At 42.3% G+C, this 25,786-nt stretch carries 26 protein-coding genes; 6 read left to right on the forward strand and 20 right to left on the reverse strand.

From position 1 onward, the window contains the following. Positions 1 to 8: 8 nt before the first annotated feature. Positions 9 to 980 (reverse strand): DNA-binding transcriptional regulator DsdC, encoded by a 972-nt coding sequence (gene dsdC, locus M1E86_RS17410; protein WP_102138076.1) that lies wholly within the window; start codon positions 978 to 980, stop codon positions 9 to 11. Positions 981 to 1,196: 216 nt separating this feature from the next. On the opposite strand from dsdC, the gene dsdX reads away from it, so the two are divergent. Both dsdX and M1E86_RS17420 read left to right on the forward strand, forming a co-directional pair. Continuing rightward, a complete protein-coding gene (gene dsdX / locus M1E86_RS17415; RefSeq protein ID WP_213913659.1) occupies positions 1,197 to 2,534 on the forward strand; it encodes a D-serine transporter DsdX in 1,338 nt (445 codons plus the stop codon). Positions 2,535 to 2,546: 12 nt separating this feature from the next. Then, the gene (locus M1E86_RS17420) at positions 2,547 to 3,881 is read left to right on the forward strand and encodes a D-serine ammonia-lyase (protein WP_213913660.1); all 1,335 of its coding nucleotides are present in this window, start codon (positions 2,547 to 2,549) and stop codon (positions 3,879 to 3,881) included. A gap of 75 nt (positions 3,882 to 3,956) precedes the next feature. Here the strand turns inward: M1E86_RS17420 and M1E86_RS17425 are convergent, their stop codons facing one another. From M1E86_RS17425 to M1E86_RS17460, 8 genes are all read right to left on the reverse strand, one after another. Next, positions 3,957 to 4,469 carry a GNAT family N-acetyltransferase gene (locus tag M1E86_RS17425; RefSeq protein WP_213913661.1) on the reverse strand — a complete coding sequence of 171 codons (513 nt, stop codon included), beginning with the start codon at positions 4,467 to 4,469 and terminating at the stop codon, positions 3,957 to 3,959. Continuing rightward, positions 4,466 to 4,753 (reverse strand): DUF1778 domain-containing protein, encoded by a 288-nt coding sequence (locus M1E86_RS17430; protein WP_102138080.1) that lies wholly within the window; start codon positions 4,751 to 4,753, stop codon positions 4,466 to 4,468. Before M1E86_RS17430 ends, M1E86_RS17425 begins: the two co-directional genes overlap by 4 nt. Positions 4,754 to 5,001: 248 nt before the next feature. Further along, positions 5,002 to 6,057, reverse strand: coding sequence for an osmoprotectant NAGGN system M42 family peptidase (locus M1E86_RS17435; protein WP_213913662.1), 1,056 nt, complete (start codon positions 6,055 to 6,057; stop codon positions 5,002 to 5,004). Between the two features lie 4 nt (positions 6,058 to 6,061). Next, positions 6,062 to 6,832, reverse strand: coding sequence for a FadR/GntR family transcriptional regulator (locus tag M1E86_RS17440; RefSeq protein WP_125890582.1), 771 nt, complete (start codon positions 6,830 to 6,832; stop codon positions 6,062 to 6,064). 30 nt (positions 6,833 to 6,862) lie between these two features. Next, positions 6,863 to 7,666: an ABC transporter ATP-binding protein gene (locus tag M1E86_RS17445; RefSeq protein ID WP_213913663.1), complete on the reverse strand. Its 804-nt coding sequence runs from the start codon at positions 7,664 to 7,666 to the stop codon at positions 6,863 to 6,865. Continuing rightward, on the reverse strand, positions 7,666 to 9,480 hold the full coding sequence (locus M1E86_RS17450) for a dipeptide/oligopeptide/nickel ABC transporter permease/ATP-binding protein (RefSeq protein WP_213913664.1): 1,815 nt from the start codon (positions 9,478 to 9,480) through the stop codon (positions 7,666 to 7,668). Before M1E86_RS17450 ends, M1E86_RS17445 begins: the two co-directional genes overlap by 1 nt. After that, positions 9,477 to 10,424, reverse strand: coding sequence for an ABC transporter permease (locus tag M1E86_RS17455; RefSeq protein ID WP_125890585.1), 948 nt, complete (start codon positions 10,422 to 10,424; stop codon positions 9,477 to 9,479). The genes M1E86_RS17450 and M1E86_RS17455 overlap by 4 nt, the downstream gene beginning before the upstream one ends. 51 nt (positions 10,425 to 10,475) lie before the next feature. Beyond that, positions 10,476 to 12,035 (reverse strand): ABC transporter substrate-binding protein, encoded by a 1,560-nt coding sequence (locus tag M1E86_RS17460; RefSeq protein ID WP_213913666.1) that lies wholly within the window; start codon positions 12,033 to 12,035, stop codon positions 10,476 to 10,478. 163 nt (positions 12,036 to 12,198) lie between these two features. Between M1E86_RS17460 and M1E86_RS17465 the strand changes: the two genes are divergently transcribed. The 4 genes from M1E86_RS17465 to M1E86_RS17480 all read left to right on the forward strand — a co-directional run bounded on the left by M1E86_RS17465 (position 12,199) and on the right by M1E86_RS17480 (position 17,504). After that, positions 12,199 to 12,861 (forward strand): DUF1028 domain-containing protein, encoded by a 663-nt coding sequence (locus tag M1E86_RS17465; protein ID WP_213913668.1) that lies wholly within the window; start codon positions 12,199 to 12,201, stop codon positions 12,859 to 12,861. Between the two features lie 917 nt (positions 12,862 to 13,778). Further along, positions 13,779 to 15,197 carry an NAD(P)/FAD-dependent oxidoreductase gene (locus M1E86_RS17470; protein WP_125890588.1) on the forward strand — a complete coding sequence of 473 codons (1,419 nt, stop codon included), beginning with the start codon at positions 13,779 to 13,781 and terminating at the stop codon, positions 15,195 to 15,197. A gap of 124 nt (positions 15,198 to 15,321) precedes the next feature. Next, positions 15,322 to 15,825, forward strand: coding sequence for a RidA family protein (locus M1E86_RS17475; protein WP_102138089.1), 504 nt, complete (start codon positions 15,322 to 15,324; stop codon positions 15,823 to 15,825). A 212-nt stretch (positions 15,826 to 16,037) separates the two neighbouring features. Further along, on the forward strand, positions 16,038 to 17,504 hold the full coding sequence (locus M1E86_RS17480) for a hypothetical protein (RefSeq protein WP_125890589.1): 1,467 nt from the start codon (positions 16,038 to 16,040) through the stop codon (positions 17,502 to 17,504). A gap of 163 nt (positions 17,505 to 17,667) precedes the next feature. Here the strand turns inward: M1E86_RS17480 and M1E86_RS17485 are convergent, their stop codons facing one another. The 11 genes from M1E86_RS17485 to M1E86_RS17535 form a co-directional block, all read right to left on the reverse strand. After that, the gene (locus M1E86_RS17485) at positions 17,668 to 18,426 is read right to left on the reverse strand and encodes an ABC transporter ATP-binding protein (RefSeq protein ID WP_102138091.1); all 759 of its coding nucleotides are present in this window, start codon (positions 18,424 to 18,426) and stop codon (positions 17,668 to 17,670) included. A 1-nt stretch (position 18,427) separates the two neighbouring features. Further along, positions 18,428 to 19,411, reverse strand: a complete 984-nt coding sequence (locus M1E86_RS17490; RefSeq protein WP_213913669.1) for an iron chelate uptake ABC transporter family permease subunit — start codon at positions 19,409 to 19,411, stop codon at positions 18,428 to 18,430. Continuing rightward, positions 19,398 to 20,360 (reverse strand): ABC transporter permease, encoded by a 963-nt coding sequence (locus M1E86_RS17495; protein WP_125890591.1) that lies wholly within the window; start codon positions 20,358 to 20,360, stop codon positions 19,398 to 19,400. The genes M1E86_RS17490 and M1E86_RS17495 overlap by 14 nt, the downstream gene beginning before the upstream one ends. Positions 20,361 to 20,363: 3 nt before the next feature. Beyond that, positions 20,364 to 21,332: a siderophore ABC transporter substrate-binding protein gene (locus M1E86_RS17500; RefSeq protein WP_125890592.1), complete on the reverse strand. Its 969-nt coding sequence runs from the start codon at positions 21,330 to 21,332 to the stop codon at positions 20,364 to 20,366. A gap of 375 nt (positions 21,333 to 21,707) precedes the next feature. Continuing rightward, positions 21,708 to 21,980, reverse strand: a complete 273-nt coding sequence (locus tag M1E86_RS17505) for a helix-turn-helix domain-containing protein (RefSeq protein WP_004259284.1) — start codon at positions 21,978 to 21,980, stop codon at positions 21,708 to 21,710. Positions 21,981 to 21,994: 14 nt separating this feature from the next. Further along, on the reverse strand, positions 21,995 to 22,837 hold the full coding sequence (locus tag M1E86_RS17510; protein ID WP_125890593.1) for a fimbrial protein: 843 nt from the start codon (positions 22,835 to 22,837) through the stop codon (positions 21,995 to 21,997). A 16-nt stretch (positions 22,838 to 22,853) separates the two neighbouring features. Next, on the reverse strand, positions 22,854 to 23,384 hold the full coding sequence (locus tag M1E86_RS17515; RefSeq protein WP_125890594.1) for a fimbrial protein: 531 nt from the start codon (positions 23,382 to 23,384) through the stop codon (positions 22,854 to 22,856). Continuing rightward, positions 23,384 to 23,803: a fimbrial protein gene (locus M1E86_RS17520; protein ID WP_282561386.1), complete on the reverse strand. Its 420-nt coding sequence runs from the start codon at positions 23,801 to 23,803 to the stop codon at positions 23,384 to 23,386. Before M1E86_RS17520 ends, M1E86_RS17515 begins: the two co-directional genes overlap by 1 nt. Positions 23,804 to 23,879: 76 nt before the next feature. After that, positions 23,880 to 24,434: a fimbrial protein gene (locus tag M1E86_RS17525; protein WP_125890595.1), complete on the reverse strand. Its 555-nt coding sequence runs from the start codon at positions 24,432 to 24,434 to the stop codon at positions 23,880 to 23,882. Next, the gene (locus tag M1E86_RS17530; protein ID WP_125890596.1) at positions 24,427 to 25,008 is read right to left on the reverse strand and encodes a fimbrial protein; all 582 of its coding nucleotides are present in this window, start codon (positions 25,006 to 25,008) and stop codon (positions 24,427 to 24,429) included. The genes M1E86_RS17525 and M1E86_RS17530 overlap by 8 nt, the downstream gene beginning before the upstream one ends. Before the next feature lie 13 nt (positions 25,009 to 25,021). Beyond that, entirely contained in the window at positions 25,022 to 25,774 is a 753-nt protein-coding gene (locus M1E86_RS17535; RefSeq protein WP_125890597.1) for a fimbria/pilus periplasmic chaperone, read from the reverse strand. Between the last annotated feature and the right edge of the window lie 12 nt (positions 25,775 to 25,786).

The raw sequence follows: 25,786 nt of genomic DNA on the forward strand, positions 1-25,786 counted from the left end.
AATAAGCGTCATTTTACTTGTGATATTGCGTTAACTTGCTGTTTTAGCCATTGAATAAAAATATCTGCCTTCGGGTTACGTTTATCATTAAGCATCGCAAAATAGTGGCGTTGTTCGCACTTCAGCGAAATATCGCCAAATGGCATTACCAGTTCTTGGCGCTTTAAACGTTTTTCAACCAATTGTTTACGCCCCATGGCTACACCTGCATGGTTCATGGCGGCAACAATCGCTAAATCAGAACGATCAAAACATAAGTTTCGGCGATGAGGAAACAACGTTAATTGGTAATACTCACTCCATGCCTTCCATTCATCATAGTCAGAGTTACTGCTCCATGCTTGCCTATCATGCAATAAAGTACAATTTTTCAATTGGTGCATATTATTAAGTAAATCATGCTGTTCTGCATATTGTGGGCTACAAACCGGGACAATTGATTCTGACATTAAATCTTCACAATATAAGTTTGGCCGAGTGATATCATCATAATAAATGGCAACATCAATACCATAACCACGAAAGTTAACGTCATCGTTCCCTGTTAATAGATTCAATTGAATCGAGGGGTATTGATGAGCAAAATCCGCAATTTTAGGAATTAACCAGCACTGGGCGATGGATGGTCGCGAATATACCGTAAGTTCACCCGAGATTTCTTGGTTCTTGATATCAATGATTTCTTGGTTAATATCATCCAAATTTTTGCGTAAAGCCCAGTAAATCCGCTCACCATCAACCGTCAATTCAATGCGCCGATGAAAACGTTCAAATAATTTAAACCCCAATTCCCCTTCTAACGTGTTAATTCGGTGGCTAACCGCACTAGGCGTTAACGCCAGTTCCTGAGCCGCTAATGCAAAAGAGCAGTGCCGTGCCGCCGCTTCAAAAGTATGTAGACGCGATAGCTGATAACTTGATAACCGTTTATTCCACTGAATAAATCCAGATTGCTCAAATTGATTGAAATGTGCTGACACAACGCCTCCGATAAAAACAATGATCCCCAATAATCTCTACAATACCCATTTTAAGATGAATTAGGGTGACTCAAATGCACTAATCTCCATTTTATATGACTAATATCACACCCTTGGGTTAATTTAGCTCATCTAAACCATATGTTTCATCGTTTGTCACCTTTGAATATTTATTATCCAATAGAAGAACAACAACAAGATGATCAGGGGTAGGATATGGACTCTACAATGTGGATGATTGGTACTTTAGTTATCAGTATTTTACTAATCATCGTTTCAATAATTAAATTTAAGTTTCATCCCTTTTTAGCACTTTTACTCGCCAGCTTCTTTGTCGGTATCTCCATGCAAATGAACCCATTAGAGATGGTCAGCGCCATCGAAAATGGCATTGGCGGTACGCTTGGTTTTTTAGCCGCCATTATTGGGTTGGGTACCATACTCGGCAAAATGATGGAAATTTCAGGTGCCGCTGAACGCATCGGGGTCACTTTACAAAAAAGCCGCTGGTTGACGCCTGACGTTACCATGGTGCTAATTGGGTTAATCTGCGGTATTACGCTGTTTGTTGAGGTTGGTGTGGTGTTACTGATCCCACTCGCATTTTCCATTGCCAAAAGAACCAATACCTCGTTATTAAAACTCGCTATCCCATTATGTACCGCTCTGATGGCCGTCCATTGTATCGTACCGCCACACCCTGCAGCCCTATTTGTCACAAATGAATTGGGGGCTGACATTGGTACGGTGATTGTCGCAGGGTTAGCGGTAGGCTTAGTCGCCTCGTTAGTTGGTGGGCCACTGTTCCTCAAATTCTTAGGTGACCGCTTACCATTTAAAACTGTGCCAGAGGCCTTCTCTGACCTTGAAGTACGTGAAGAAAAAGACTTACCTTCTTTAGGTGCCACACTGTTCACGGTGTTACTGCCAATTGCTCTCATGTTAATCAAGACAGCCGCTGACTTGAACATGAGCAAAGATAACCAGTTATTTACCTTATTACAGTTTATTGGTAACCCAATAACCGCTATGTTTATTGCTGCTTTTGTCGCTTATTACATGTTAGGTATTCGACGTAATATGGGTATGAGCGTATTACTCAGCAAAACCGAAGAGAGTTTTAGCTCAATTGCTAATATCTTATTGATTATCGGGGCAGGTGGGGCATTTAACGGCATCTTAAAAGGCAGTGGACTGAGCGATTCCTTAGCGATGGTGTTATCGGGCATTGATATGCACCCCATCTTGCTGGCCTGGCTAGTCGCCATTATTCTTCATGCCGCCGTCGGTTCTGCCACCGTTGCGATGATGGGCGCAACCGCGATTGTGGCGCCATTAATGCCAATGTACCCACACATTAGCCCAGAAATCATGACATTAGCCATTGGCTCCGGCGCGATTGGCTGCACTATCGTCACTGATTCGTTGTTCTGGTTAGTTAAACAGTACTGTAATGCCACTTTAGCCGAAACTTTCCGTTTTTATAGTGTCGCCACGTTGATTGCGTCTTTCGTCGCGCTGGCAGGGACTTTTGCACTTTCATTTGTGATTTAAAAGAGAGTAATTATGACTCAGATAAATGTTGATAAGTTAATTGCTGACTACCCTTTAGTTCAGGACTTAATCGATTTAAAGCAAATTGCGTGGTTCAACCCAAATGTCACGACAACACAAGCGGGTTTGCCTTATGTCGGGCTAACCATTGAAGATGTGCAAGACGCAGAGGCGCGATTACACCGCTTTGCGCCTTATTTGATGAAAGCCTTTCCTGAAACCCAAGCCACACAAGGGATCATAGAATCCGAAGTGGTCACGATCCCACAGATGCAAGCCGCTCTTGCAGCTCGCTACCAAACGCCAATTACCGGGAAAATATTACTTAAAAAAGATAGCCACCTGCCCATTTCAGGGTCAATCAAAGCTCGGGGCGGCATCTATGAAGTCCTCACCCATGCGGAAAAACTCGCTTTAGCTGCCGGTATTTTATCGACAGACGATAATTACGAAATTTTATTTTCCGAACAGTTTCGCCAATTCTTTAGCCAATATCGTATTGCCGTGGGTTCAACCGGCAACCTGGGCATGTCTATCGGCATTATGAGCGCTAAACTCGGTTTTAGCGTCAGTGTGCATATGTCCGCAGATGCCAGACAGTGGAAAAAAGACAAATTGCGTTCACATGGTGTAAATGTGGTGGAATATGAGCAAGATTACAGCATTGCCGTCGAGCAAGGCCGTAAAGAAGCCGAAAAAGACCCAAACTGCTTTTTTATTGATGATGAAAACTCTACCACCTTATTTTTAGGTTATGCCGTGGCAGGCTTGCGTTTGAAAAAGCAATTTGCAGACCAAGGTGTTACCGTGGATAACGACCACCCGCTGTTTGTCTATTTACCCTGCGGTGTCGGTGGTGGCCCCGGTGGTGTCGCTTTCGGGTTAAAACTCGCCTTTGGGGATGCCGTCCACTGCTTATTCGCCGAACCAACCCACTCACCTTGTATGCTGTTAGGCGTACATACTGGCCTGCATGATGGTGTCTCTGTTCAAGAAATTGGTATCGATAATATCACCGCCGCAGACGGCCTTGCGGTTGGCCGTGCATCAGGCTTTGTAGGACGCGCAATGGAGCGGTTAATTGATGGTTATTACACCATCGAAGATAGCGAAATGTATAACCTGTTAGGCTTACTGAACCAGACCGAGTCTATTAAATTAGAACCGTCGGCCTTGGCGGGTATGACTGGCTGCGTACATGTCACGCAAAACACCGATTATTTGCAATCAAAATCACTCACACCAACCAAACTAGCTAACGCAACACATCTGGTATGGGCAACGGGTGGTGGTATGGTTCCTGCAGATGAAATGCAAAAATATTTATCACAAGCCAATCTAAACTAATAATTAACATGTTCAAAGCCCTCTTACATTCAATGATATGAGGGCTTTGATAAAAACTCGGGATCCCAAGCTTGGTCAGTTCGAGTGAATACCCAATGCGAATTGTAGATCGGCAAGCGTTATCATCAACATCATAGAGTCAAGTGGTGAAGGGACGAAACCAATGTGCTCATAGAACCGTTTAGCATTGTCCGTTAATGCGTGAACCACAACCCCTCGAATGCCCACCAGCCCAGAAGCCTGAATAACACGATGACAGGCATCTTTAACTAACCCCCTACCAACTCCAAGACCTTTCGCCCTTGTATCTACTGCTAGCCTGCCGAGTAAGATGACGGGAATGTCAGAAGGCATGTTGCGGCGAAATCGCCCAACGGCTTGATTGGTGTTCACAACCCCGGTGGACAAAGCATAGTAACCCATTACTTGGTTATCCGAAGTGGTCACAAAAGTGCGCGAGGCCCCTGAGTTTTGATTACTCATTGCCCGGGTTTTTAGCCAGAGATCTAATGCCTCTTCACCAGAGGAAAACCCTTCCAGTAAATGGCCTGTTTTTAGTGGTTCTGGCGCTGTTAGCTTCAATGTCATTCCTCCCAAGGGGATTTAGACATCATCGTTTTCCTCAATGCCTCATTACTACTCGGCGCGGCATCAAGCTGGCTGATAAATTCTTGGTAAACCTCGGCGCTGACATTAATCACCCGCAGATCGGCCAGCGTTTCTTCAGCTGCACGCCGCGCCGCTTCCAGAACAAATTCGGTACGGTTTTTCCCCACAGCATTAGCAGCACGGTCGATCAGGATTTTGTCTTCCGGTTTTATTCTCAGGTTAAGAGATGAGCGAGTCACGGCAACATCATTTTGAGTCGACATATCGACCTCCCAATTGATTGCTTACTCAGCTAAGCATACAGAAGTGTAATGTCGTTGTCATTACGCTGTAACTACAAGATTGTCGTACCATGTATTTATGACGTAAATATCACATTGATTTAACAGTGAAATTAATAAAAAAATCAAAACGCTGACATGAGTGAAATCCCCCAATAGCTGGGCAACCAATTATTAGGGGTCACTTAATGAGAAGAGGGCTTTTTACCATCAACCGCACATTATTCGCTTTATAATGATTGCCCCGGTAGTGGCACTAAATCACTTTCAATATAGCGTCTTACTAACGTCGCAAGCGCGACTAATGAGTCAAGATGCGTTCTTTCCCAGCCGTGGGAACTGTCTAGCGCGAAACAGGCTAAAGCCGCACGAATATCCCACCCGGCATCAATCGCGGCGGCACTATCCGAACGATAATGTTTAAACGTATCGCGGACGTGAGGAATGTCATACTGCTGACATAGCTGCAATAAATGCCGTGTAATGGCTAAATCAAACGGCCCGGTTCTGTCACGAAAAGCTAAAGTGAGTGCGTCATCCCGTGTAGTTTGGTCTGGGGCAGAAACAGAGTTATCAATCGCTAATAATTCTTGAACTTGCGGACCAAAACCGTGTGTTCCACCAATACCGACCTCTTCTGAAATCGTGAACATCATTTGGCAAGGCACAGCAGGCACAACGCCATCATCCACCAATGATTTTAATGCCGCTAACATCACCGCGCAGCCAGCTTTGTCATCTAAATGACGAGAAACAATAAAACCGTTATCAATAAATTCGGGTTGTGCATCAACCGCAACAATATCCCCGACATTTAAGCCATGGGATTGCAAGTCAGCGAAGTTATAACAGGGGGCATCAAGGCGAATTTCTAAGTTATCCCAATCGGCTATTTGCGTATCCACTTCAGTATTAAAGCGATGCCCTGAGGCTTTTAACGGCAAAATCGTCCCACGATATTGGTGATTGTCACTAAATACCGTCACCCTTGCACCTTCTGCAAAACGCGCTGCCCATGTGCCTGTATTACGCAGTGCCAAACGCCCATTCGGTTTGAGTTGTGTCACCATCGCCCCTAACGTATCAAGGTGAGCGGCTAACGCACGTTTAGGCTCTTCAGTGCCAAGCGTGATATATAACACCCCACGGCGTGTATATTTCGGTGTGAACCCCAACTCAGTCAACCATTGATGTGTCTGCGCAACGGCTTGTTCAGTCATCCCTACCGGGCTAGGTGTACATAACAATGTTTTTAATACAGAGGTCAGATATACTTTATCTATCATTATATTACCTATCTTCACTTAAAAAACGTTCTTGCAATGTGGCTTGCAGCGCTAACATGGCTTGTTCTGCATAAGCCATATGTGCTTCCATCACCGATTGGACTTTTGCGGCATCTTTACGGCGTAATGCTTCGATTAATTGATATTGGTATTCAATGCCTTGGCGTCTATCGACAGGCTCAGGTTTTAAATAAATATCCTTACAAACCGCTAAATCTTTGAGTAAACGCTGTAAAAAATGGCAAATAAACACTAATAAAACGTTGTCGGAATAGCTGGCAACCACGGCATGAAAATCCAGTTCTGCCATCCGCTGCTGCCAACGTTCGTTTTCATCTGCGGGTTCATGGTCATAAATGGCGATGGTATCGTACAGTTTTTGAATACCGTCATTATCGATGTTGTCAATCGCACTAACGGCAACTACCGGTTCGAGTAATTTACGTAACGTATAAATATCTTTGATTGATATATCCCGCGTAAACAAATAGTTGGATAACAAACTCATTGCTCGGGATTCAGTCATCGAATCAATAAATGCGCCGCCACCCGGCCCAGTTTTTGTTTTAATTAATCCTTGAACTTCTAATGATTTCAGTGCTTCTCGCACCGTACTTTTGCTGGCGTTATAATGTTCAATCAGTTCTTTTTCTTGTGGCAAACGGTCACCGGGTATGAGGTTATCGGCCATGATAGTTTCTTTTATTGCATTGACGATTTCATCAGTCCGCTTAATACGTACTGGCTCTATTGTCGTCGGCTTATTGGTGCTCATATTAGGTTCTCAACTGGTTTAAATTATTTTCTAAACGACTGAATCAACACGAATACGTGGGGCACTCGCCAATAAATTTCGCGTATATTCATGCTCCGGCGCGGCAAATAAGCTGCGGGTATCTCGACATTCTAACAAATCTCCTAAATAGAGTACGGCAACCCTATCTGCTATCGATTCCACTACCGCTAAATCGTGGCTAATAAATAAATAGGATAACGAAAACTGTTGTTTAAGTTGTTCTAATAACAATAAAACTTGCGCTTGCACCGAAACATCCAACGCACTAACCGGCTCATCAAGGACTAATATCCGCGCATCTGCGGCTAAGGCTCTCGCAATCGCTAGCCGCTGCGCCTGTCCTCCCGAAAACTCATGGGGGTAACAAGCTAAAGCATCCATTGGCATATTGACGGCCTCAAGTAATTCCGCCAGCCGAGTTGCTCTTTGCGATGAATTCATGTGTTTTAAATATTTCAAGGGAACCGTTAATGTCTCACCTATCGTTTTACGGGGGTTCAAAGATGCGACAGGGTCTTGAAAAACATACTGAATAGCTTGACCAAACGCACGAGCACCTTGTTGCAGCCATTCGGTACGAGTTTGCCCTAATACGGTAATTTCGCCTGAGGTTTCACGTTCCAACCCAACTAAAATGCGCGCGAGAGTACTTTTTCCTGAGCCACTCTCTCCAACAATCGCTAGAGTTTCACCTTCATAAAGCGACAGTGAAATATTTTTCAGTGCATGAACTTGGCGTCCACGGGGGTGAAATAGGCTTTTCGGCTGCCCGAAGATTTTCACCAACTGATTAACCTCAATCACTTTTTTCATTAAGCCTCCTGCGTCGATGTCAAATCATTACCATTGGGCTGATAACCATAAAGTTGTTGGACTTGCTTTAAAAATTCGCGCCCTTCTCCTAACTTAGGTACACTGGCGATCAGACGTTGTGTATAAGGGTGTTGCGGATGCCGTAATACCGTTTGCGTATCCCCTGTTTCGACTATCTCACCTTGCTGCATCACCGCAACACGGTCGCAAATTTGGTTAATGACCGCAAAATCATGGGTAATAAATAAGAGCGCAACACCACGTTCACGACGTAGTCGGTCCAGCAATTCTAGAATTCGCGCCTGTACGGTGACATCTAATGCGGTGGTCGGCTCGTCAGCAATAATCAATACGGGGTCATTGGCCAATGCCATTGCGATCCCTACCCGCTGGCGCTGCCCGCCCGAGAGCTCATGGGGATAGGCATCAAAACGTTCTTGCGCATCAGGGATCCCCACACTATCCAATAGTTCGATAGCTTTATTTTTCGCCTCATAGAGTGACAAAGACTGGTGAGCGGTGATGGCTTCACGCAATTGCACACCAATGGTAAATTGCGGATGGAGTGTCGTCAGTGGGTCTTGGAAGATATATGACACCTTCGCACCGCGACGGCGTTGCATAACGGATAGCGGCAATGACAGCATTTCTTCGTGTTCCACATAGATCCCTCCCGCGGTAATCAATGCAGGAGGCGATGCGAGCAGCCCCATCACAGACAAAGCAGTAACACTTTTACCTGAGCCGCTCTCCCCAATTAACCCTAAACACTCCCCCGCCCCAACGGTAAAACTGATCCCTTTTACAGTCGGACGTAATTGATTTCCTTGGCGAAAAGCGACAGATAAATTTTTGACTTCTAATACCGCTTGTTTATCCCCTGTTTTCGCAGGAATATTAACTCTATCAGTCTGTGTCATCGGTTGTGAGCGCTGTAAAGCCCCTGATTTTAAGCGGGGATCAAGAATGTCACGCACGCCATCCCCTAATAGGTTAAAGCTAATCACAATAAGAAAGATCATAATACCGGGTACCAATGCCACATGAGGTGCAACAAACATCTGTGCGCGCCCTTGCCCTAGCATTGAACCTAAATCTGCATTCGGTGGCTGAGTACCTAGCCCTAAAAATGACAAGCCCGCTGTCTCTAAGATCATCCAACCGATGGTTGTTGACATGGTCACCACAATGATTGGCAAGACATTCGGTAACACTTCCGTTAATAGCACTTGTAGGTGGTTTTTACCTGACAGCCTTGCTGCTTGAATAAAGTCCCTATCACGCAAACCCACCGTTAACCCACGAATATTTCTCGCAAAAAAGGGAATATTCACTAATGCGATAGCATATAACGCATTGAGTAACCCTGGCCCAAGGACGGCGACAATCGCTAATGCCAATAGTATGTATGGAAATGCCATTAGCATATCAATACAACGCATCAATACTGTATCAGTACGATGGCCTACATAGCCGGCCACCAAGCCAATCAAGGTACCGAATATGGCTGCAATGAGCGTTGCTGAAATACCGACCAATAGGGAGACTCGGGTTCCCCACAACAATCGAGACAAAATATCTCGCCCTAAATGGTCTGTCCCTAATAAATGATCAGGTGAAAAAGCGGGAAGTAGCCGATTCACTAAATCGGTTTTATCTGGATCCGCAAGGGGGAGCCAAGGCGCTAAAAATGCCAAGAGCATAATGATAACTAAAATAAATAGCCCCAACGTTGCTAGACGGTTCGCCAGTAATAACGAGCCGATCGATTGGCGATGACGATGCTGAATAACAGGGGTCACAGACTGGCTCATGATTTCAACCTCGGGTCTAACATGGCTTGCACAACATCCGCAAGCAAATTGATAAAGACATAGGACGCTGCTGCAATCAATACGCCCCCTTGGACTAAAAACAAGTCACGGGTTGCCACAGCCTTGACTAACATGGCACCTAGCCCCGGCCACTGAAAAACGGTTTCAATGTACACCGCGCCACCAAAAACAAAGCCCGCTTGGATACCAATCACTGGGATGACTGAAACCAGCGCCATACGAAATGCATGACGGAAAATCACTTTGCGTTCGCTCAGGCCTTTAGCTCTGGCGGTACGAATGAAATCAAGCCTTAATACTTCTAACATTGCGGTACGAGTCAAACGTGCTATCACCCCTGTCGCGACCAATGAAAGCGTTACCGCGGGTAAAACAAGGTGATGCAATAAATCGCTCAGGCCACCGCCTTGCCAAATATCGTACATTCCAGATGCTGGAAACCATTGTAATTGAACAGAAAAAAGCATAATCATCAGTAAGCCTATCCAAAAAGATGGCATTGATATACCCAATAAAACGGCGAGTGTAATAAACCGGTCACTCCAACTGAATTGACGAATGGCGGAAAGGACTCCGGCCAGTAACCCTAGAATTGAGCTGAGTAACAACGCGCTTCCGCCTAAAATTAGCGTGGCAGAAAATCGCTCTAAAACCTCATCAACAACCGGTCGGTTAAGGACAAATGAGCGGCCAAAGTCACCCGAAATTAAATTATGCATCCAAATAAAATATTGCTGATATAACGGCTTATCGAGCCCAAGCTCAACTTTTACTCTAGCTACATTTTCAGGAGTCGCCCAAGGGCCAAGCAATGCTTGAGCTGGGTCTCCAGGGATCATTGCCATGATAAAAAAGACAATTAACGTCAAACCAATCAGTATGGGTATGGTCGCTAAAATGCGTTTCAAACAGTATAACCACATAGTTTTTCCCCATAAAATCAAATAATTAATTGAATAACCAATTCACATTAATCAATCTTTACGAACGTCTTTAAGTAATAAGTTAAAATTAGGCTGCAATTTGAAATGCTTAACATGCTCATTCGCGACCGCATTTTGCTTCCAATTCGCGACAAACAGCCAAGGTGCATCTTGGTGAACAATTTTTTGGACTTGTTGATATAACTGGGCTCGCTCCTCGAGATTATTGGAAACTCGGGCTTTATCTAATAACCTATCCAGCTGCTTGTTACTGTAATAACCAGAATTAAACCCGCCTTTGTCTGGCCAAGAAGCACTATGCAAGGTTAAAAAAGGCAAGGTATCAGGGTCATTCGTCATCCATGCCATTTCAGCCATATGAGCTTGTTTGAGGCCTGCATTGACCTTAGATAGGTAGGTATTCCATTCAAAGGTTTGAATTTCGACAGATAAGCCAACCGCTTTCAGGTCAGCTTGAATGGCGGTCGCCATGGGGATCGGGTCTAGCATTCCAGAGCCGCCTTCCGTGACATAAAAAATAATTTTTTGCCCTTGAGCCCCCGCTTCTGCTATCAATTGGCGGGCTTTTTCAGGATCATAAGGATAGGCTTTTGTTTCTTCATCAAATGCCCAATCGAAAGCCGATGGAATTGGCCCTTGCGCTACCCCTGCCGAGTCCTGAAGAATGTATTTCACAATATTGTCTTTATTTACCGCATAGTTAACGGCTTGCCTCACACGTACATCATCAAACGGAGGCTGAGACGCATTGAGCATGGTATACCAAACATGGGGCCCTACCGCTTCATAAACCTCAAAGCGGTCGTCATTAACAAATAGCGGGACATTATCTGCGGGGACCTCAACCATGGCATCAATCCCCCCTGATAACATTTCTGCGACCCGAGTATTAGCGTCAGTAATCGGCCGAAAAACCACATGCTCTAAACTGGGTTTTCCATCCCAATAGTTTTCATTCGCGGATACGACCACCCTTTGGTTTGCGGTCCACTCATCAAATTTAAAAGGCCCTGTTCCGCTGGGATGGCGGCTAAAGTCTTTGTCGTACTGTTTTACTGCTGTCGGTGAAACAATCAGCCCTGCCGGTGTCGCTAAGTTCGATAAAAACGGGGCAAATGGCTCTTTTAAGGTAAAAACCACCGTTTTATCATCTGGAGTTTCTATCTTGTCTATTGCAGAAAAGAAAAATGATAATGGGAATGGCCCTGTATGGTAGTACGGGTGCTGTTTATCCAACATTCGTTCAAACGTGAATTTGACGGCATCCGCATTGAATGAGCTACCATCGTGAAATTTCACATCTTCGCGCAAATGAAAAGTGTATGTAAGGCCATCATCACTAATAGTCCATGACTGGGCTAAAGCAGGTTCAAGCGTTAATGTACCATCCGCATTGCGAACTAACCCTTCGTATAAGTTAACTAAAATGCGGGAATCATTCGCCGCGGTTGCAACTTGTGGGTCTAATGACTGCGGCTCAGCAACTTGCCCTAATAACAAGACATTAGGATGATTCACCGCCAATGTCGGTAGCGAAATAAAGCCTAAAAGCCAAAGAGTGGCTATCCATCTACATAAACGCATTTTCATTCGCGCCTCCCCGAGTGCTGACATTGCTATATGATTGTGAAGTGTGATTTGTGTCAATTTTGTTAATAATTTTATCTTTTTCTTTATTTATGATGATAAATTATATTTCAAGCAAGAATTTATAATGATAAATTTGATCAAGGTCTAATTTATGAGGTGTAAAATGACATTTTCAATTGTAGCGCGCTGCCCATTGACAGGAAAAATAGGTGCAGCGACGGCAACAGGTGGGCCTGCGGTTGGTGCATTGGTCTTACATGGCAAAAGCCAAACGGGGGCAATCGCCACCCAAGCAATGACGAACCCAATTGCAGGCCTAACGGGTATCGAATATTTGCAACAAGGCCATAATGCGAACAAAAGCTTAGACTATCTAGTGACACAAGATATTGGCTGTAAACAACGGCAATTGATTATTCTTGATAACCACGGTGGTACAGCCGACTGGACGGGCCAAGATTGTTTACCTTGGTGCGGAAGTTTATCGGAACCCAACTTAGCCATTGCTGGAAATATGTTAGTAGGTGAACAGGTTCTAAGCGCTATTTATCAAAGCTATTATAAAAATGTTGACCAAGATCTGGCTGATCGATTACTCATTGCCATGCAAGCCGGTGCAGATGAAGGGGGTGACTATCGGGGGATCCGTTCTGCTGCATTAAAAGTATGGAATAACCGACAATATGCTGACATCGATATTCGCTGTGACTGGTCTGAAACACCGTTATCCGCACTTATCACCATTCTTCAACAAGTCCGATCCGAGGATTATGCTAATTTTTTCGCACAAATTCCCACAGGAAATGAACATATCACTAATAATTGAACCTATCATGGTGCATATCGACTAATAAAGTAAAATAACTGAATGATATGTACCTAAAATAAAAAGAGTCATCTGTTAAATGACTATTAACCGCATGAATCGCTCTGTATTTTTTATTATTAATAACAAATTTCGATTTTATTTAATTTTTAATTCATTATTTAATCTTAATTATCTATTCTTGTTATATTTTCTCTTAATGTTTAGTACTGAAAGTCATCAAGAAATAAATGGTTATTTTTACAACATTAAAGATAATGGAAATTACCTATTTCCTTGAGTCTGTCTAATTCTATCTCATAGATGATGACATTAATTAACCTTAGTAAATGCTAGGTTATTTTCCTCTGCTTATGTATTACGCAACAAAAATAAAATAAACAACATTATCAATGTGTTAAAAACAATCCTCACTATTAATATCATGGATAATATTTAGACAGGCCAACTAAGCAATATTAAACGAGCTTGAATTCGTTAGGATTTACCAAATGGATAATTAATAATCAAACGAGCAAAAATAACTCAATATGGTCATTAAAATTCCATTTATATATTATATTTTTCATTTTATCACTTAAGGGATATTCAGAGTTTTTATCTATGGCGAAATATTAATCTCCTTCTTTGTTCCCCTCATCAATTATTAACCTTAAGTCAAATTATCATATTTACACCTGTACACTTTTAATGACATTAACATTAAAAAAATATTAATTCTTACATCTCTAAAATAAAGTAATCACCGACAAAGCCTTTACAGCACTGAGCACATCAATTTACGTCACATTTCATTTCAATGACCTTTATTAACAAATGCTACCGGCACTTAACAATTACAAAATATATGATAAGATCATTATCTCAATTTGAAATTATTTACTATATAAAAAACAAGATTGTTATTGAGGTTATAGATGAAAATCTCGAGAAGAAAGCTATTATTAGGGGTTGGTGCTGCTGGAGTTCTAGCAGGGGGTGCTGCAGTTGTTCCTATGATCAATCGTGAAGGTCGTTTTGAATCGACTAAGTCACGTGTACCTGCCGTTGCTGGTACTGAAGGCAAATTACCTGAGTCTGCAGATGCAGTCATCATCGGTGCTGGCCTTCAAGGGATCATGACCGCAATTAACCTTGCAGAAAAAGGTCTTAATGTTGTTATCTGTGAAAAAGGTGTTGTCGGCGGTGAGCAATCAGGCCGTGCATACAGCCAAATCATCAGTTACAAGACCTCCCCAGCGATTTTCCCTTTACACCACTACGGGAAAATTCAATGGCTTGGCATGAACGAAAAAATCGGTGCTGACACCAGCTACCGTGTTCAAGGCCGCGTTGAAGTGCCTTCAAGCGAAGAAGATTTAGAAGTTTCAAGAGCGTGGATAAAAGCGGCATCTGAAAACCCAGGTTTCGATACCCCATTACGTACCCGCATGATTGAAGGTACTGAACTGGCTAATCGTCTGGTTGATGCACAAACTCCATGGAAAATCGGTGGATTTGAAGAAGACTCAGGTAGCCTTGATCCTGAAGTTGTCACACCAACCATGGCAAACTACGCAAAATCAATCGGTATCCGTATCTACACCAACTGCGCAGTACGTGGTATTGAAACTGCAGGCGGCAAAATTTCTGATGTTGTTACAGAAAAAGGTGCAATCAAAACGTCTCGTGTTGTTCTGACGGGGGGGATTTGGTCGCGTCTGTTCATGGGTAACTTAGGCATTGACGTTCCAACACTGAACGTTTACCTGTCACAACAACGTATTACTGGCGTACCAGGCGCACCAAAAGGTAACGTACACTTACCTAACGGTATCCACTTCCGTGAACAAGCTGATGGTACCTACGCGGTTGCTCCACGTATCTTTACCAGCTCTATCGTTAAAGACAGCTTCCTGTTAGGACCTAGATTCCTACACGTATTAGGCGGTGGAGAATTACCATTAGAGTTCTCTATTGGTAAAGACTTATTCAACTCCTTCATGATGGCAACGTCTTGGAACTTAGACGAGAAGACACCATTCGAAGAGTTCCGTACAGCGACGAATACACCAAACAACGAACACTTAGATGGCGTTCTGGAAAGACTGAGAAAAGAATTCCCAGTATTTAAAGAGTCCAAAGTGGTTGAACGCTGGGGTGGTACCGTTGCACCAACGGATGATGAAATTCCAATTATTTCAACCGTCGAGCAGTATCCAGGCTTGGTCATCAACACCGCTACAGGCTGGGGTATGACAGAAAGCCCTGCATCTGGTCGATTAACGGCAGAATTGTTAATGGGTGAAACACCATTTATCGACCCTACGCCGTATAAACTTTCTCGTTTTAACTAAAAAACAGGGAAAATAACGATTTTTACTGTGGATCTATTAGTGAATAGTTTAAAGTTAAATGAAAGTTTAATTTTTGATAATATTAATAGATCCTATTTTACTTTGATAATGTTAAGGAGTTTACATGCGCTATAAAACTTTATTGCTTTCTCTGCCTTTGATTTTAGGTGTAGCAAGTGCAAATGCAGCCGATGATGTTAAACGCGTTCCAGTGAAAGGATTCCCTATCTCTGAATCAGTAGAAATCGGTGCAGGCAACAGCCTTATTTTCCTGAGCGGAAAAGTTCCTTCTAAAATCTCTGCAGACGCTAAAGAAGGCGTTTTAGAGTCTTATGGTAATACCGAAGCACAAACGATCAACGTGTTAAAACAAATCCAAGCTAACCTTGAAGGTATGGGTTTGACCATGAACGACGTTGTTAAAATGCAAGTATTCTTAGTTGGTGGTGAAGAAACTCAAGGCACGATGGACTTTGCTGGCTTTATGGCTGGTTACAACAAGTTCTATGAGTCTGAGAAAGTGACTAATCTGCCAGCTCGTTCTACCTTCCAAGTCGCTAAACTGGCTAACCCAGCTTGGAGAGTAGAAATCGAAGTGACAGCGGTACGCCCAGCTGCAAAAAAATAAGTTATTCGCTAACGAATAGCTAACGATAATGGGGCATAGCAATGTGCCTCGTTATATTAACCCCATTTCTTTATTGCCATATCTTTCAACATCCTCTCACAGATTGTTACGCTCGTTTCCTGTATGCTATTACCTAAGTTCTCCAACAATTAAACATGCGATGCTGCGATTACCAACGTAAACGTTAGTAATGACATAAGACAAGGTAATGTATGATTAAAGAATCTCTCAAGATCCATGGAAAAAAACAGTTTGAAATCAAACAAAAGGTATTATTTCCACGTAAGTCTAAAGAGATCCGCTACCAAGTAGAGACTTTTTTCTTTTTACCTTCATCATTACAGATTAATCCTGACCTCTATACTGCATCAAACCTCCAGCGTAGCCTAAAAAACTATATTCGGCTACGCCCACCTACAGTGAAATTAGCATCACTTACAGATGAAAACGGGGCATTGGATGAGCTAAAACAGTGGCTACAGCAATATAACCCACAAAACTTACCTTCATTGGACGAATACGAAAATAGGCTAAAGCGCTATGCCTTAACGTTCAAAAGAACGATCCGCTTGAACATTAAAATGGTAAGCCAAACTCCCCAACGGCAGACTCCTGAATATTTGACTGAGTTTATGGCAAATATCGCCAAATGCCTCTGTGCTTATCGGGAGTTAGCAACACCATCAGCCAACATTGAAAAAGCTATCCATTCCAATGCTTTTTCTTATTGTGACGAATTTATGACGTATTACACTATGAATTATTTGCGTGATTTATTAGCAGATAAACAAATACCGTTACGCGAAGAAATACGTCATTTTTGGTACCAAGAGATGCGTTATTTGAAAAAGCAGTATCCTGATTGTTTTCCCAGTGATGAAACGGATGCTGAATTAGTCACATACCGCCGCAATTTATTGAAAAAGTATATCAATCGTTATCTCTATTTAGAAATTCGCCATAAACGAGGACTTCCCCTGCTATTGCACTCTATTTATGGTATTGCCGCTGCAATTTCAATGATTTTCGCTACTGTTATCGCCTTTTTCTGGCAAGGAAAATATGGCGCTTTAAGTGCCAACTTATTTTTGGCGATGATCATCGGTTATATCTTCAAAGATAGGCTAAAAGAAGTTGGCCGGGAGCAACTGTATCGGTTATTCCAAAAGTGGATCCCTGACCGCCAATTGCGTATTTATCGCGAAGGGGTGAAAGCACCTGTGGGTACTTGTAAAGAGTCTTTTCGCTTTATTAGCGAAAATATGCTTTCCCCAGATATCCGTGAAATGCGGCAAAAATCTCATTGGGTCAATTTAATTAATGTCCAGCGAATGGAAGACATTCTGTATTATCGTAAAGATGTATTACTCCATAATCGCCATTCCGTGTTTGAAAAAAACCAATCATCAATCGCTGATATTACGCGCTTTAATATTTCTGACTTCCTAAAATATATTGATATTAGCTACGAAGAATTAACGGTCAATGATGATGAGCCTGCGATCATTGGTGAGAAGGTTTACCATATTTACCTTTGCCGTCGCGTCACGATAAATAAAAAAACCTACAATGAGCTGGCGCGTTTAGTGGTGAATGCCGATGGGATAAAGCGTTTAGAAGTACTGCAACCGCTAGATTTACTGACAACCGATGAAGACATTGAGATTTCACCGCAGTGAAGATTACCCCTTTTTATAAAAAATATTCTAACATTTAATTTTCTAAATCATTCGAACTGTAGCAAGGCGGCAAGAGAAGCTAATCCCTAGGAGCATACAAAAGTATGTGACTAGGGTTAGCGAGCGTAGCCAACACCGCTACAGCTCGAAGGACGACGAAAATTTAGTAGTAGAGAGCAATATACTGATCATCTACCCTCTTAATATCAACCGGGGTATCAAAAATATCCTCAATAATTTCAGATTTCATGATCTCCTCTGGCTTACCGTGGTAAGACAAACGACCGTTTCTCAGTGCAACAATATAGTCAGAATAAACTGACGCAAAGTTAATATCATGGATAACTAAAATAATCGTTTTGCCCAGCTCGTCTGCTGCTTTACGCAGCAGTTTCATCATAATCACGGCATGTTTCATATCGAGATTATTCAATGGCTCATCGAGTAAAACATATTCTGTATCTTGGCATAAAACCATTGCCACATAAGCCCGTTGGCGCTGGCCGCCCGATAATTCATCTAAATAACGGTGACGTAAATCTGACAAATTTAGAAAAGAGAGTGACTCATCAATTTTCTTTTTGTCATCAATGGTTAAACGGCCTTTGGTATACGGGTAGCGCCCAAAACCAACTAACTCTTCAACGGTTAGCCGACTCGCAAATTGGTTCTCTTGGCGCAGAACAGATAAACATTTGGCGAGTTTATCACTAGGTGTTGTTGATACATCAAGTTCATTCACTTTGACATAACCACCGTCATCAGGCTGTAACAAACGCCCAATAATCGACAACAGTGTTGATTTACCTGCACCATTAGGCCCGATGATTGAGGTAATACCGCTATTTTTAATTGTTGTTGTGACGTTATCTAAGACTTTAGTATCCTGATAACTTTTCGATATCTGACTAATTTCAATCATACTAAAACCTTCTTAACACCATATAAATAAAGAATATTCCACCGACAAACTCGATAACAACCGATAATGTCCCCGCCATATTTAGGCCATACTCAAGGATCAATTGGCCACCAATCAGCGCAATGACACCAAGTAGAAAGGAAACGGGAAGCAAATAGCGGTGTTGGCTACTGCCAGCCACTAAGTAAGCTAAGTTCGCAACCATCAAGCCTAAGAATGTTAAAGGGCCAACCAGTGCCGTAGAAACCGCCACCAATATTGAAATAAGCAACAAGATAACCGTGACTTGCTGGCGATAATTAATCCCTAAGTTCACTGCATTGGCTTGCCCTAACGCGATAACATCGAAGCAATAGCGCATACGCCACAATAAAACGCCCACAACCGCAGTGATAAGCAGCGTGAATAGAATGAGCTCAGGCGTTCCTTTGGTAAAGGTAGCAAACATCCGGCTTTGTAAAATAGAAAACTCATTGGGGTCCATTAAGCGCTGTAGTAATGTCGCTACACTGCGAAATAATGTGCCAAGAATAATACCCACCATCAATACTAGGTTGATATTCATTTTAACTGACACAAATAACCAGCGATAAAGTAGTACAGAGAACAGCACGAGTAGTGTGGACTCTAATAAAAACTTACCAATATTCAATAACCAAGAGGATGGAAAGCTATCGGTATAGAAGACAAAAATGGTTTGTAATAATATAAATAATGCTTCTAATCCCATGATAGATGGGGTCAATATCTTATTATTAGCAATCGTTTGAAAGAGAACTGTTGAAACCCCTGAGGCGAAAGCCACCACAATCATGGTGAGAACAATATAGCCTCGGTGCGGCAAAATATAAGCAAGGTTATTGCCCAAATTGACCGTCATATAAAGAACAATGGATAACAATGATAATGCCAGTAGTATCCCTATTCTTTGCAACGGCGTTACCCCTTTTTTCGGTAACGCTATTGATGAATTAACTTTTTGCATAACGTTGTTGCTTCAACAATAAATATAAGAAAATCACCGCGCCAACAACACCTAAAATCACACTTGCAGGGATTTCAAATGGATAGCGAATTAAGCGCCCAATAATGTCACAGAGTAAAACTAAGCCACCACCAGCAAGACAAATCCATGGAATGGTTTTACGTATGTTATCGCCCATCACTAAGCTCACCAAATTTGGAATAATTAAGCCTAGGAAAGGTAAAGCCCCAACCACCACGACCACCACGCCACTGATTAAGGCGATGATTGATAAACCGATAGTCATTACTTTGCGATAATTTAGGCCAACATTAATTGAAAACTCACGTCCCATACCGGCAACCGTAAAGCTATCTGCAATCCAGCAAGCAATTAATGTTAATATTCCAACTAACCACAACAGTTCATATCGACCTTGAATGATGCTAGAAAAGTCACCACTCATCCATGCACCAAGAGATTGCAACAAGTCGAAATAATAAGCGGTAAAGATGGTCAATGCGCTAATCACTGCACCTAACATAATCCCAACCAAAGGGACGATCAGTGCCGATTTTAAAATTACGCGACGCAATAGCATCATAAACAGCATGGTGCCAAGAAGTGCAAAACCACTGGCAACCACCATTTTGGTCATAATGCTTGCCGCAGGGAATAATATCATTACCACAAGTAAGCCTAAGCTAGCTGACTGGGTTGTTCCTGCAAGAGAAGGCTCCACAAAACGGTTTTGCGTTAATAATTGCATGATTAGGCCTGCAACGCTCATCGCGCTACCAGCTAAAATCAAGGAGACGGTTCGGGGAATTCGGCTAATAAAAAAGATGTCTTGCATCTCTGGGTCGGTGAAAAGCGAAACGGGTGACACGTCACCCGCTCCAATAAACAAGCTTAATACCGCTAAAACCAATAACGCGATAATTCCACAAAAAAGATAAAGCGTTTTCATCGGTTATTTTGCTTGGCTCTTCTCTAATGCTGTATTGATATCGTCCATTAACTGGGAATAAGTTTGGATCCCACCCGCAATATATACGGCAGTTGGGTCAAGGTAAGTAATTTGGCCTTTTTCCCATGCTGCTGTTTTTCTCACTAATGCGTTATCTAATACTTCCGCAGCAGGCTGTGCATCCGTTTTGCCAATTGCGCTGTCACGGTCGATAACAAATAACCAGTCTGGGTTTAATTTCACCAGTAATTCTGCATTAACGATATTACCGTGGCGACCAGTGTTTTCTTCAAACACATAAGCAGGTTCAAAACCTAATACATCAAAGATAAAACCGAAACGTGAGCCTGGGCCATATGCGGAGATTTTACCGCCGCTGACTAAGATCACCATTGCTTTGCCCGCAGTAGGCGCTTTAGCTTTGATACCTTCAATTTTTGCATTGAAGTCAGTAATGAGTTTTTTGGCTTGCTCTTCTTTACCAAACAATGCGCCAAGCTCATTAGTACGCTCAGTTAAACTACCAATGAAGTTTTTGTTATCTATGTCTAATGAAATAGTTGGAGCAACACCACTGAGTTTGTCATAGGCATCACGAGCACGGCTACCGCCTAAAATCAGGTCAGGTTTAGCATTACTTAATGTTTCATAAGCAGGTTCAAATAATGTCCCGCCATTGACGTATTCAGAGCCGCTATATTTTGTTAAGAATTCAGGGAAGTGAACATTGGTTTGAGGAACACCGGCAACTGGGGCTCCGAGTGCATCCATGATGTCTAGTGTTTCCATGTTCATCACAATGACTTTTTGAGGGTGACGAGGAATTTCAGTTTTGCCTTGGGCATGTTCTATTGTGATAGTTTGTTTTTCTGCGACTTGAGCTGTTTCTGTAGAGTCTTTCGCGTTATCACAACCCGCTAATACTAATGCTGATAACAAAGCAATACCCGAAACTAATGATTTTGCAAACATCTAATTTCCTCCGTCCATCGATAAAAGTACTGATGATAAAATTTGGTGATCCACAATGTAGCGTATATTACACGCAAATAAGCGCAAATGATATTAGTTTGCATTTGCATTCGCTGAAAAGTTGTTACAACGCACAAAAACATCAATTTAATTCGTTGAATCTATGAATTTTAAAGTGTTAAAAGGCAAGAGCGAGATACAAAACGAGGAGAACTCTATAAAAGAAAGGGTTGGCAGTTTGTTACGGCACTTAATTCAAAAATAAATAGGTTGAGTTTCCTACTGTACGCGCTTGCTTAGCGACTTTTATTACAGTTAGGCGACATAAAATCGTCATCTCAACCTATTTATCATTAACAACCATTTAAAGACTTATTATTGCGTATCATCCAGTCGCCCATTTTCACTGAGCTGAGAGCTGATATCTTCAAGGAACCAATCAATTGGTGTTCCCATCAAAAATGCAAGTTTAAACAAGTGAAATAAATCAATCTTGATTTTGCCTCTTTCATAGCGTGAGATCTGTTGTTGGCTAACACCGAGTAATTGAGCTAACTGAAAACCGGTATATCCCAGTTCTCTACGCTTTTCTAAGATCCTCTGACCTACCATATAATGGATTTTTTCACTGCCATTTTCTGAATACATATTTTCACCATCTATTAAGGCACAGTTAAAATAAGGGCTGCGGCACCTTCAAATTGGCCAGCTTGAACTCGGCCACTGGTACCTAATACGGCTTTCAACGTTACCGAATTTGTTCCACCTGCAGGTACGTGAATTCTATAACCATTTTCCCCTGGTGTATTATTCCCGCCTAAATACAAATTCGCGTATAAACTGTTATCAGGCCGTAAATTTACACGCCCATTTGTTACGTTAACACCAGTGGCAATCACTAAAACATCCATCGCTAAGTTACATGTCACACTAATGTTTACTTGTTTTGATTGGCCTGCGAGGTCTGCTTCGCTAATTGGGCCAAAGTTGATATCTGGGATGGTATTGTTGATCTTACAAGCTCCAATCGGTGGAGGCGCAATGCCACATAATGAGCCGGGAATTAACCCACCGTTATTTGTAACCCCTGTGCGATCTTGGTAAAACAGCCCCACACATTCCTGATTATTCTGTAGCCTAACCCCGGTATGAACAGCCCACTGTGTTGCTGGAGCTGTCGCCTTTGCCAAAACACCGGGTATATTCTGAATGTCACGCATGTATTGATACTTAGAAATTTCGGCCAACTCGACGGTTGCCGACCCTGGTGTTCCAGCAGCTGTGTGCTTATGGCTTATGGTGAGATAACATCTCGACCACCCAAAGCAAGGATTACGCGTAGTTGGCAATTCAGGGTCCCAACGGGCAATCACATACTTATAATCTGCATCTCCGTTATTTGGGTTACTACCGGGTCTTGATTCCGTGATATAAGAAAAAATAGAGGCGGATGCAGTAGATGAAAACATGACTGCACCAATTAATAGCGATAAAAATACTTTCATATTAGTCACAGCCTTATTATTCATAATCTAATTTAAATGTTGCTACAGCACTGTAAGGCCCTACTTTTATTGTTTTATTCGCAATAGCATCAGGTTCACCTTTTAAATACGCATAAAACCGTAATTGGTTAGCACCATCTTGTAACGTTAACTTCGAGCCTTTCTGGTCAATAGCCAGTGGTGTTTTATCTGAGTTTTGTAACCCCACTGCGAAACCAGATGCAACACTATTTGTTGATAATGCAATAAAACCAGGAAGTGCAAGATTAGGTGTTCCTGAAAACGTCACTTCCACAAATTTGCCTATCGTTGTGTCACAGTCGGCCAGTTTAATCGCAAACTCTTTAGGCGGAGTTTCACCATAGGTGTAAAAGTTTTTTTCTGGTGTATCAAAAAATTCCATCAGGATGTTTTCATCACCAGGCAAAATAGTGCAGGGTTCCTCTACTAAATTACCGATAATTCTTAAATTATCAGGTACAGCAAAAGCCGTACTGAAGTTGATAACTAATGCTCCGGCTACTGCACATTGAATTAATTTGTTCATTATTGGTACTCCGCTAGCAATGTCCCTGTTGCGGTAAAGCCTCCTTCAGGCAACGTAACTCCCAATCTCTTAACTGGAACAACTTCTAAAACAGGCGGTTGCCCATATGTAATCTTTAATGGTTTATTGATTTCAAAACCTAAACCATTTTGGGTAATACGCATGCCAAGATCTCGAACATTGGTTTCCAAAGCTGACGCATCAAAATCGGTTGCGGTGCCTTTGATTGTCAGCATCAAGTCCCAACCTTTTAAATTGTCTTCACACTTCAATGCGTAATTAATAGGTTTCGTGAATCTGACCCCATCTATTTTATGTAAACCAATATCTTTGTATTCAATGACGTTGACTTTATCTTCAAAAACAGTACAAGGCGGTGGAATTAACAAGGTTCCTGTAAATTCCACATCGTTTGCCATCACAGCGCTAGTAGGTATTACTAACAAACTCATTATCAGCGGAAATCTTTTGATTATTCTTTGCATTATTTTTCCCTCACTGATAATCAAGTTTGATAGTGACGCCCGCATGAAAAACCCCACCCTTTGTTAGTGTTGTGGATAGGTCACGAACAGGTATCGCTTCAAATTGAGGTGCATTTGGATATACAAACTTAATTTCTTGATTTAATCGAAGCTTGCTTCCGTTATAACGAAATGCTATTCCTAACCCCGGAAGATCTGTCTCAATTGCACCGCTATCAAAAGATGCAGGAATACCAATCAACGTCATCTTCATTTGCGATGTTGGTCTTTTTTCACAGTCAATGTTGTAATTTATAGGTCTCGAGTAAGCGTTACCGTCAATTCGCGTACTCATGATTTCATCAAAATTGACTTTGATTATATTTCCACCATTAATTTTGCAAGGCGGTGGAGCTAACACAACACCTTTAATCGGTACGGTTATCATACCGGGCGTGATTGTCGCCCGTGTATTTCCCGATGGGCTGATACGTGATTCGGGTAACCCTGCATAGGAAGCCGATGTAAAAAGTAGTCCAGCGAGACATGATGCCAGCAGGTACCGCTGCTTATTTAAATCATTCATAATCCACCTTAAAGTCCATTACGGCGCTGAAACTTCCTTCCGTTAATTTTTCGGGAGTTCTCACTGGCGTGACGAAATACTGAAGAGTCCCCTGCGGTGCATCAAGGAATTGTGGACGACCTCGGCTTCCTAATCTGATGTCTTCCCGTTGTGCATCAGTCACTTCTAACGCTAAGCCGGAGACACCTTTTACACTTAACATTTCTGGAAAATGTTTATCTGATACAGCAACAAAGGAAACCGTTATCACGGGCTGCATTGCATCCCAAATCGCTCTGCCCGTTCTAGTGTCTTTCATTCGGCTTTCCGTGCGAATGCAATGTCTAAATTCTAATTCGAATGAAACTGGCTCAGCTCTGTCACCAGGTTTACGGAGTGAATAAGAAGGGATCTCCCCTAGAGACACTTCTTGGCGCATTGAATTAGTCACATCCATCGTACAAGGTGCTTCGGTCATCATGCCATTGACTGTCAATGTCCCGTGTAAACCATCAATATCCCAACTGCTTATTCCAAAGGTAAACGTAGGAACTAAACCGAATAAGAGAGTGCTGAACAGGAGAGTCCTTTTCATACGTTATTCCCCGTTATCTGTCTGTCGAAGATTCAACTTTGCAAGTTGTACCAGCACAACCAAACGTCAACTTAGGCCTTCCACCATAATCGTTGATATAAGTCAGAACTGGTTTTGCCCCCATGGCACTTGCACTACCTTTAAGCATTCCATTACTTTTTGGTGAGATCATGACCGGTTCAAATTGTTTGACAGTGTCTCCACCCACTTTTGCGCTTGCATCTACAATCGTGACGAAATAAGCCGTTGGATTCGTAATTTCATAGGCATCACCTTTGCGTGTGAGTGTAATTTTCTCTTGCCATGGGTTTTCTAAGTCCGTACGAGTGGCATATAACGCTTTTGGTCTATAAAACAATTTAATACGCGTCTGTAACGCAATTTGTAATACGTTAGCTTCTTTACTACGCGGTGGAATTTCACGTAAGTTAAAGTAATAAACACTTTCTCTATCCTGTGGCAATGTAGCGATATCAGGAAGAGATTGAATTTTAACTTGGCTACCTTCACCGGGCTCTACACGTTGAACTGGCGGTAAAACCGTGAGTGGGCTTTCAATTTTGTTACCATTAATATCTTCAATCCAGCCCTGTGCAAGATAGGGTAACTCTGTGTTTTCATTCTTAATATTTAAGCTAATGGTCTTTTCAGCCCCATTATAAATGACCCGTGTTCTATCAAGTGCAATTGCAGCTAAAGCCTGTCCACATAGCACCGCGGATAACGTAATTGTCGTAGTAAAAAATGCAATTTTCTTAATATTCATATGTACCAACTA

It is taken from the genome of Providencia sp. PROV200, from assembly GCF_049901995.1.
GTDB lineage: Bacteria > Pseudomonadota > Gammaproteobacteria > Enterobacterales > Enterobacteriaceae > Providencia > Providencia rettgeri_E.

Excerpts from the sequence above, each read along its gene's own strand:
- dsdX (WP_213913659.1), top strand. The coding sequence starts at position 1,197 with ATGGACTCTACAATGTGGATGATTGGTACTTTAGTTATCAGTATTTTA.
- M1E86_RS17420 (WP_213913660.1), top strand. The coding sequence starts at position 2,547 with ATGACTCAGATAAATGTTGATAAGTTAATTGCTGACTACCCTTTAGTT.
- M1E86_RS17425 (WP_213913661.1), bottom strand. The coding sequence starts at position 4,469 with ATGACATTGAAGCTAACAGCGCCAGAACCACTAAAAACAGGCCATTTA.
- M1E86_RS17430 (WP_102138080.1), bottom strand. The coding sequence starts at position 4,753 with ATGTCGACTCAAAATGATGTTGCCGTGACTCGCTCATCTCTTAACCTG.
- M1E86_RS17435 (WP_213913662.1), bottom strand. The coding sequence starts at position 6,057 with ATGATAGATAAAGTATATCTGACCTCTGTATTAAAAACATTGTTATGT.
- M1E86_RS17440 (WP_125890582.1), bottom strand. The coding sequence starts at position 6,832 with ATGAGCACCAATAAGCCGACGACAATAGAGCCAGTACGTATTAAGCGG.
- M1E86_RS17445 (WP_213913663.1), bottom strand. The coding sequence starts at position 7,666 with ATGAAAAAAGTGATTGAGGTTAATCAGTTGGTGAAAATCTTCGGGCAG.
- M1E86_RS17450 (WP_213913664.1), bottom strand. The coding sequence starts at position 9,480 with ATGAGCCAGTCTGTGACCCCTGTTATTCAGCATCGTCATCGCCAATCG.
- M1E86_RS17455 (WP_125890585.1), bottom strand. The coding sequence starts at position 10,424 with ATGTGGTTATACTGTTTGAAACGCATTTTAGCGACCATACCCATACTG.
- M1E86_RS17460 (WP_213913666.1), bottom strand. The coding sequence starts at position 12,035 with ATGAAAATGCGTTTATGTAGATGGATAGCCACTCTTTGGCTTTTAGGC.
- M1E86_RS17465 (WP_213913668.1), top strand. The coding sequence starts at position 12,199 with ATGACATTTTCAATTGTAGCGCGCTGCCCATTGACAGGAAAAATAGGT.
- M1E86_RS17470 (WP_125890588.1), top strand. The coding sequence starts at position 13,779 with ATGAAAATCTCGAGAAGAAAGCTATTATTAGGGGTTGGTGCTGCTGGA.
- M1E86_RS17475 (WP_102138089.1), top strand. The coding sequence starts at position 15,322 with ATGCGCTATAAAACTTTATTGCTTTCTCTGCCTTTGATTTTAGGTGTA.
- M1E86_RS17480 (WP_125890589.1), top strand. The coding sequence starts at position 16,038 with ATGATTAAAGAATCTCTCAAGATCCATGGAAAAAAACAGTTTGAAATC.
- M1E86_RS17485 (WP_102138091.1), bottom strand. The coding sequence starts at position 18,426 with ATGATTGAAATTAGTCAGATATCGAAAAGTTATCAGGATACTAAAGTC.
- M1E86_RS17490 (WP_213913669.1), bottom strand. The coding sequence starts at position 19,411 with ATGCAAAAAGTTAATTCATCAATAGCGTTACCGAAAAAAGGGGTAACG.
- M1E86_RS17495 (WP_125890591.1), bottom strand. The coding sequence starts at position 20,360 with ATGAAAACGCTTTATCTTTTTTGTGGAATTATCGCGTTATTGGTTTTA.
- M1E86_RS17500 (WP_125890592.1), bottom strand. The coding sequence starts at position 21,332 with ATGTTTGCAAAATCATTAGTTTCGGGTATTGCTTTGTTATCAGCATTA.
- M1E86_RS17505 (WP_004259284.1), bottom strand. The coding sequence starts at position 21,980 with ATGTATTCAGAAAATGGCAGTGAAAAAATCCATTATATGGTAGGTCAG.
- M1E86_RS17510 (WP_125890593.1), bottom strand. The coding sequence starts at position 22,837 with ATGAAAGTATTTTTATCGCTATTAATTGGTGCAGTCATGTTTTCATCT.
- M1E86_RS17515 (WP_125890594.1), bottom strand. The coding sequence starts at position 23,384 with ATGAACAAATTAATTCAATGTGCAGTAGCCGGAGCATTAGTTATCAAC.
- M1E86_RS17520 (WP_282561386.1), bottom strand. The coding sequence starts at position 23,803 with ATGGCAAACGATGTGGAATTTACAGGAACCTTGTTAATTCCACCGCCT.
- M1E86_RS17525 (WP_125890595.1), bottom strand. The coding sequence starts at position 24,434 with ATGAATGATTTAAATAAGCAGCGGTACCTGCTGGCATCATGTCTCGCT.
- M1E86_RS17530 (WP_125890596.1), bottom strand. The coding sequence starts at position 25,008 with ATGAAAAGGACTCTCCTGTTCAGCACTCTCTTATTCGGTTTAGTTCCT.
- M1E86_RS17535 (WP_125890597.1), bottom strand. The coding sequence starts at position 25,774 with ATGAATATTAAGAAAATTGCATTTTTTACTACGACAATTACGTTATCC.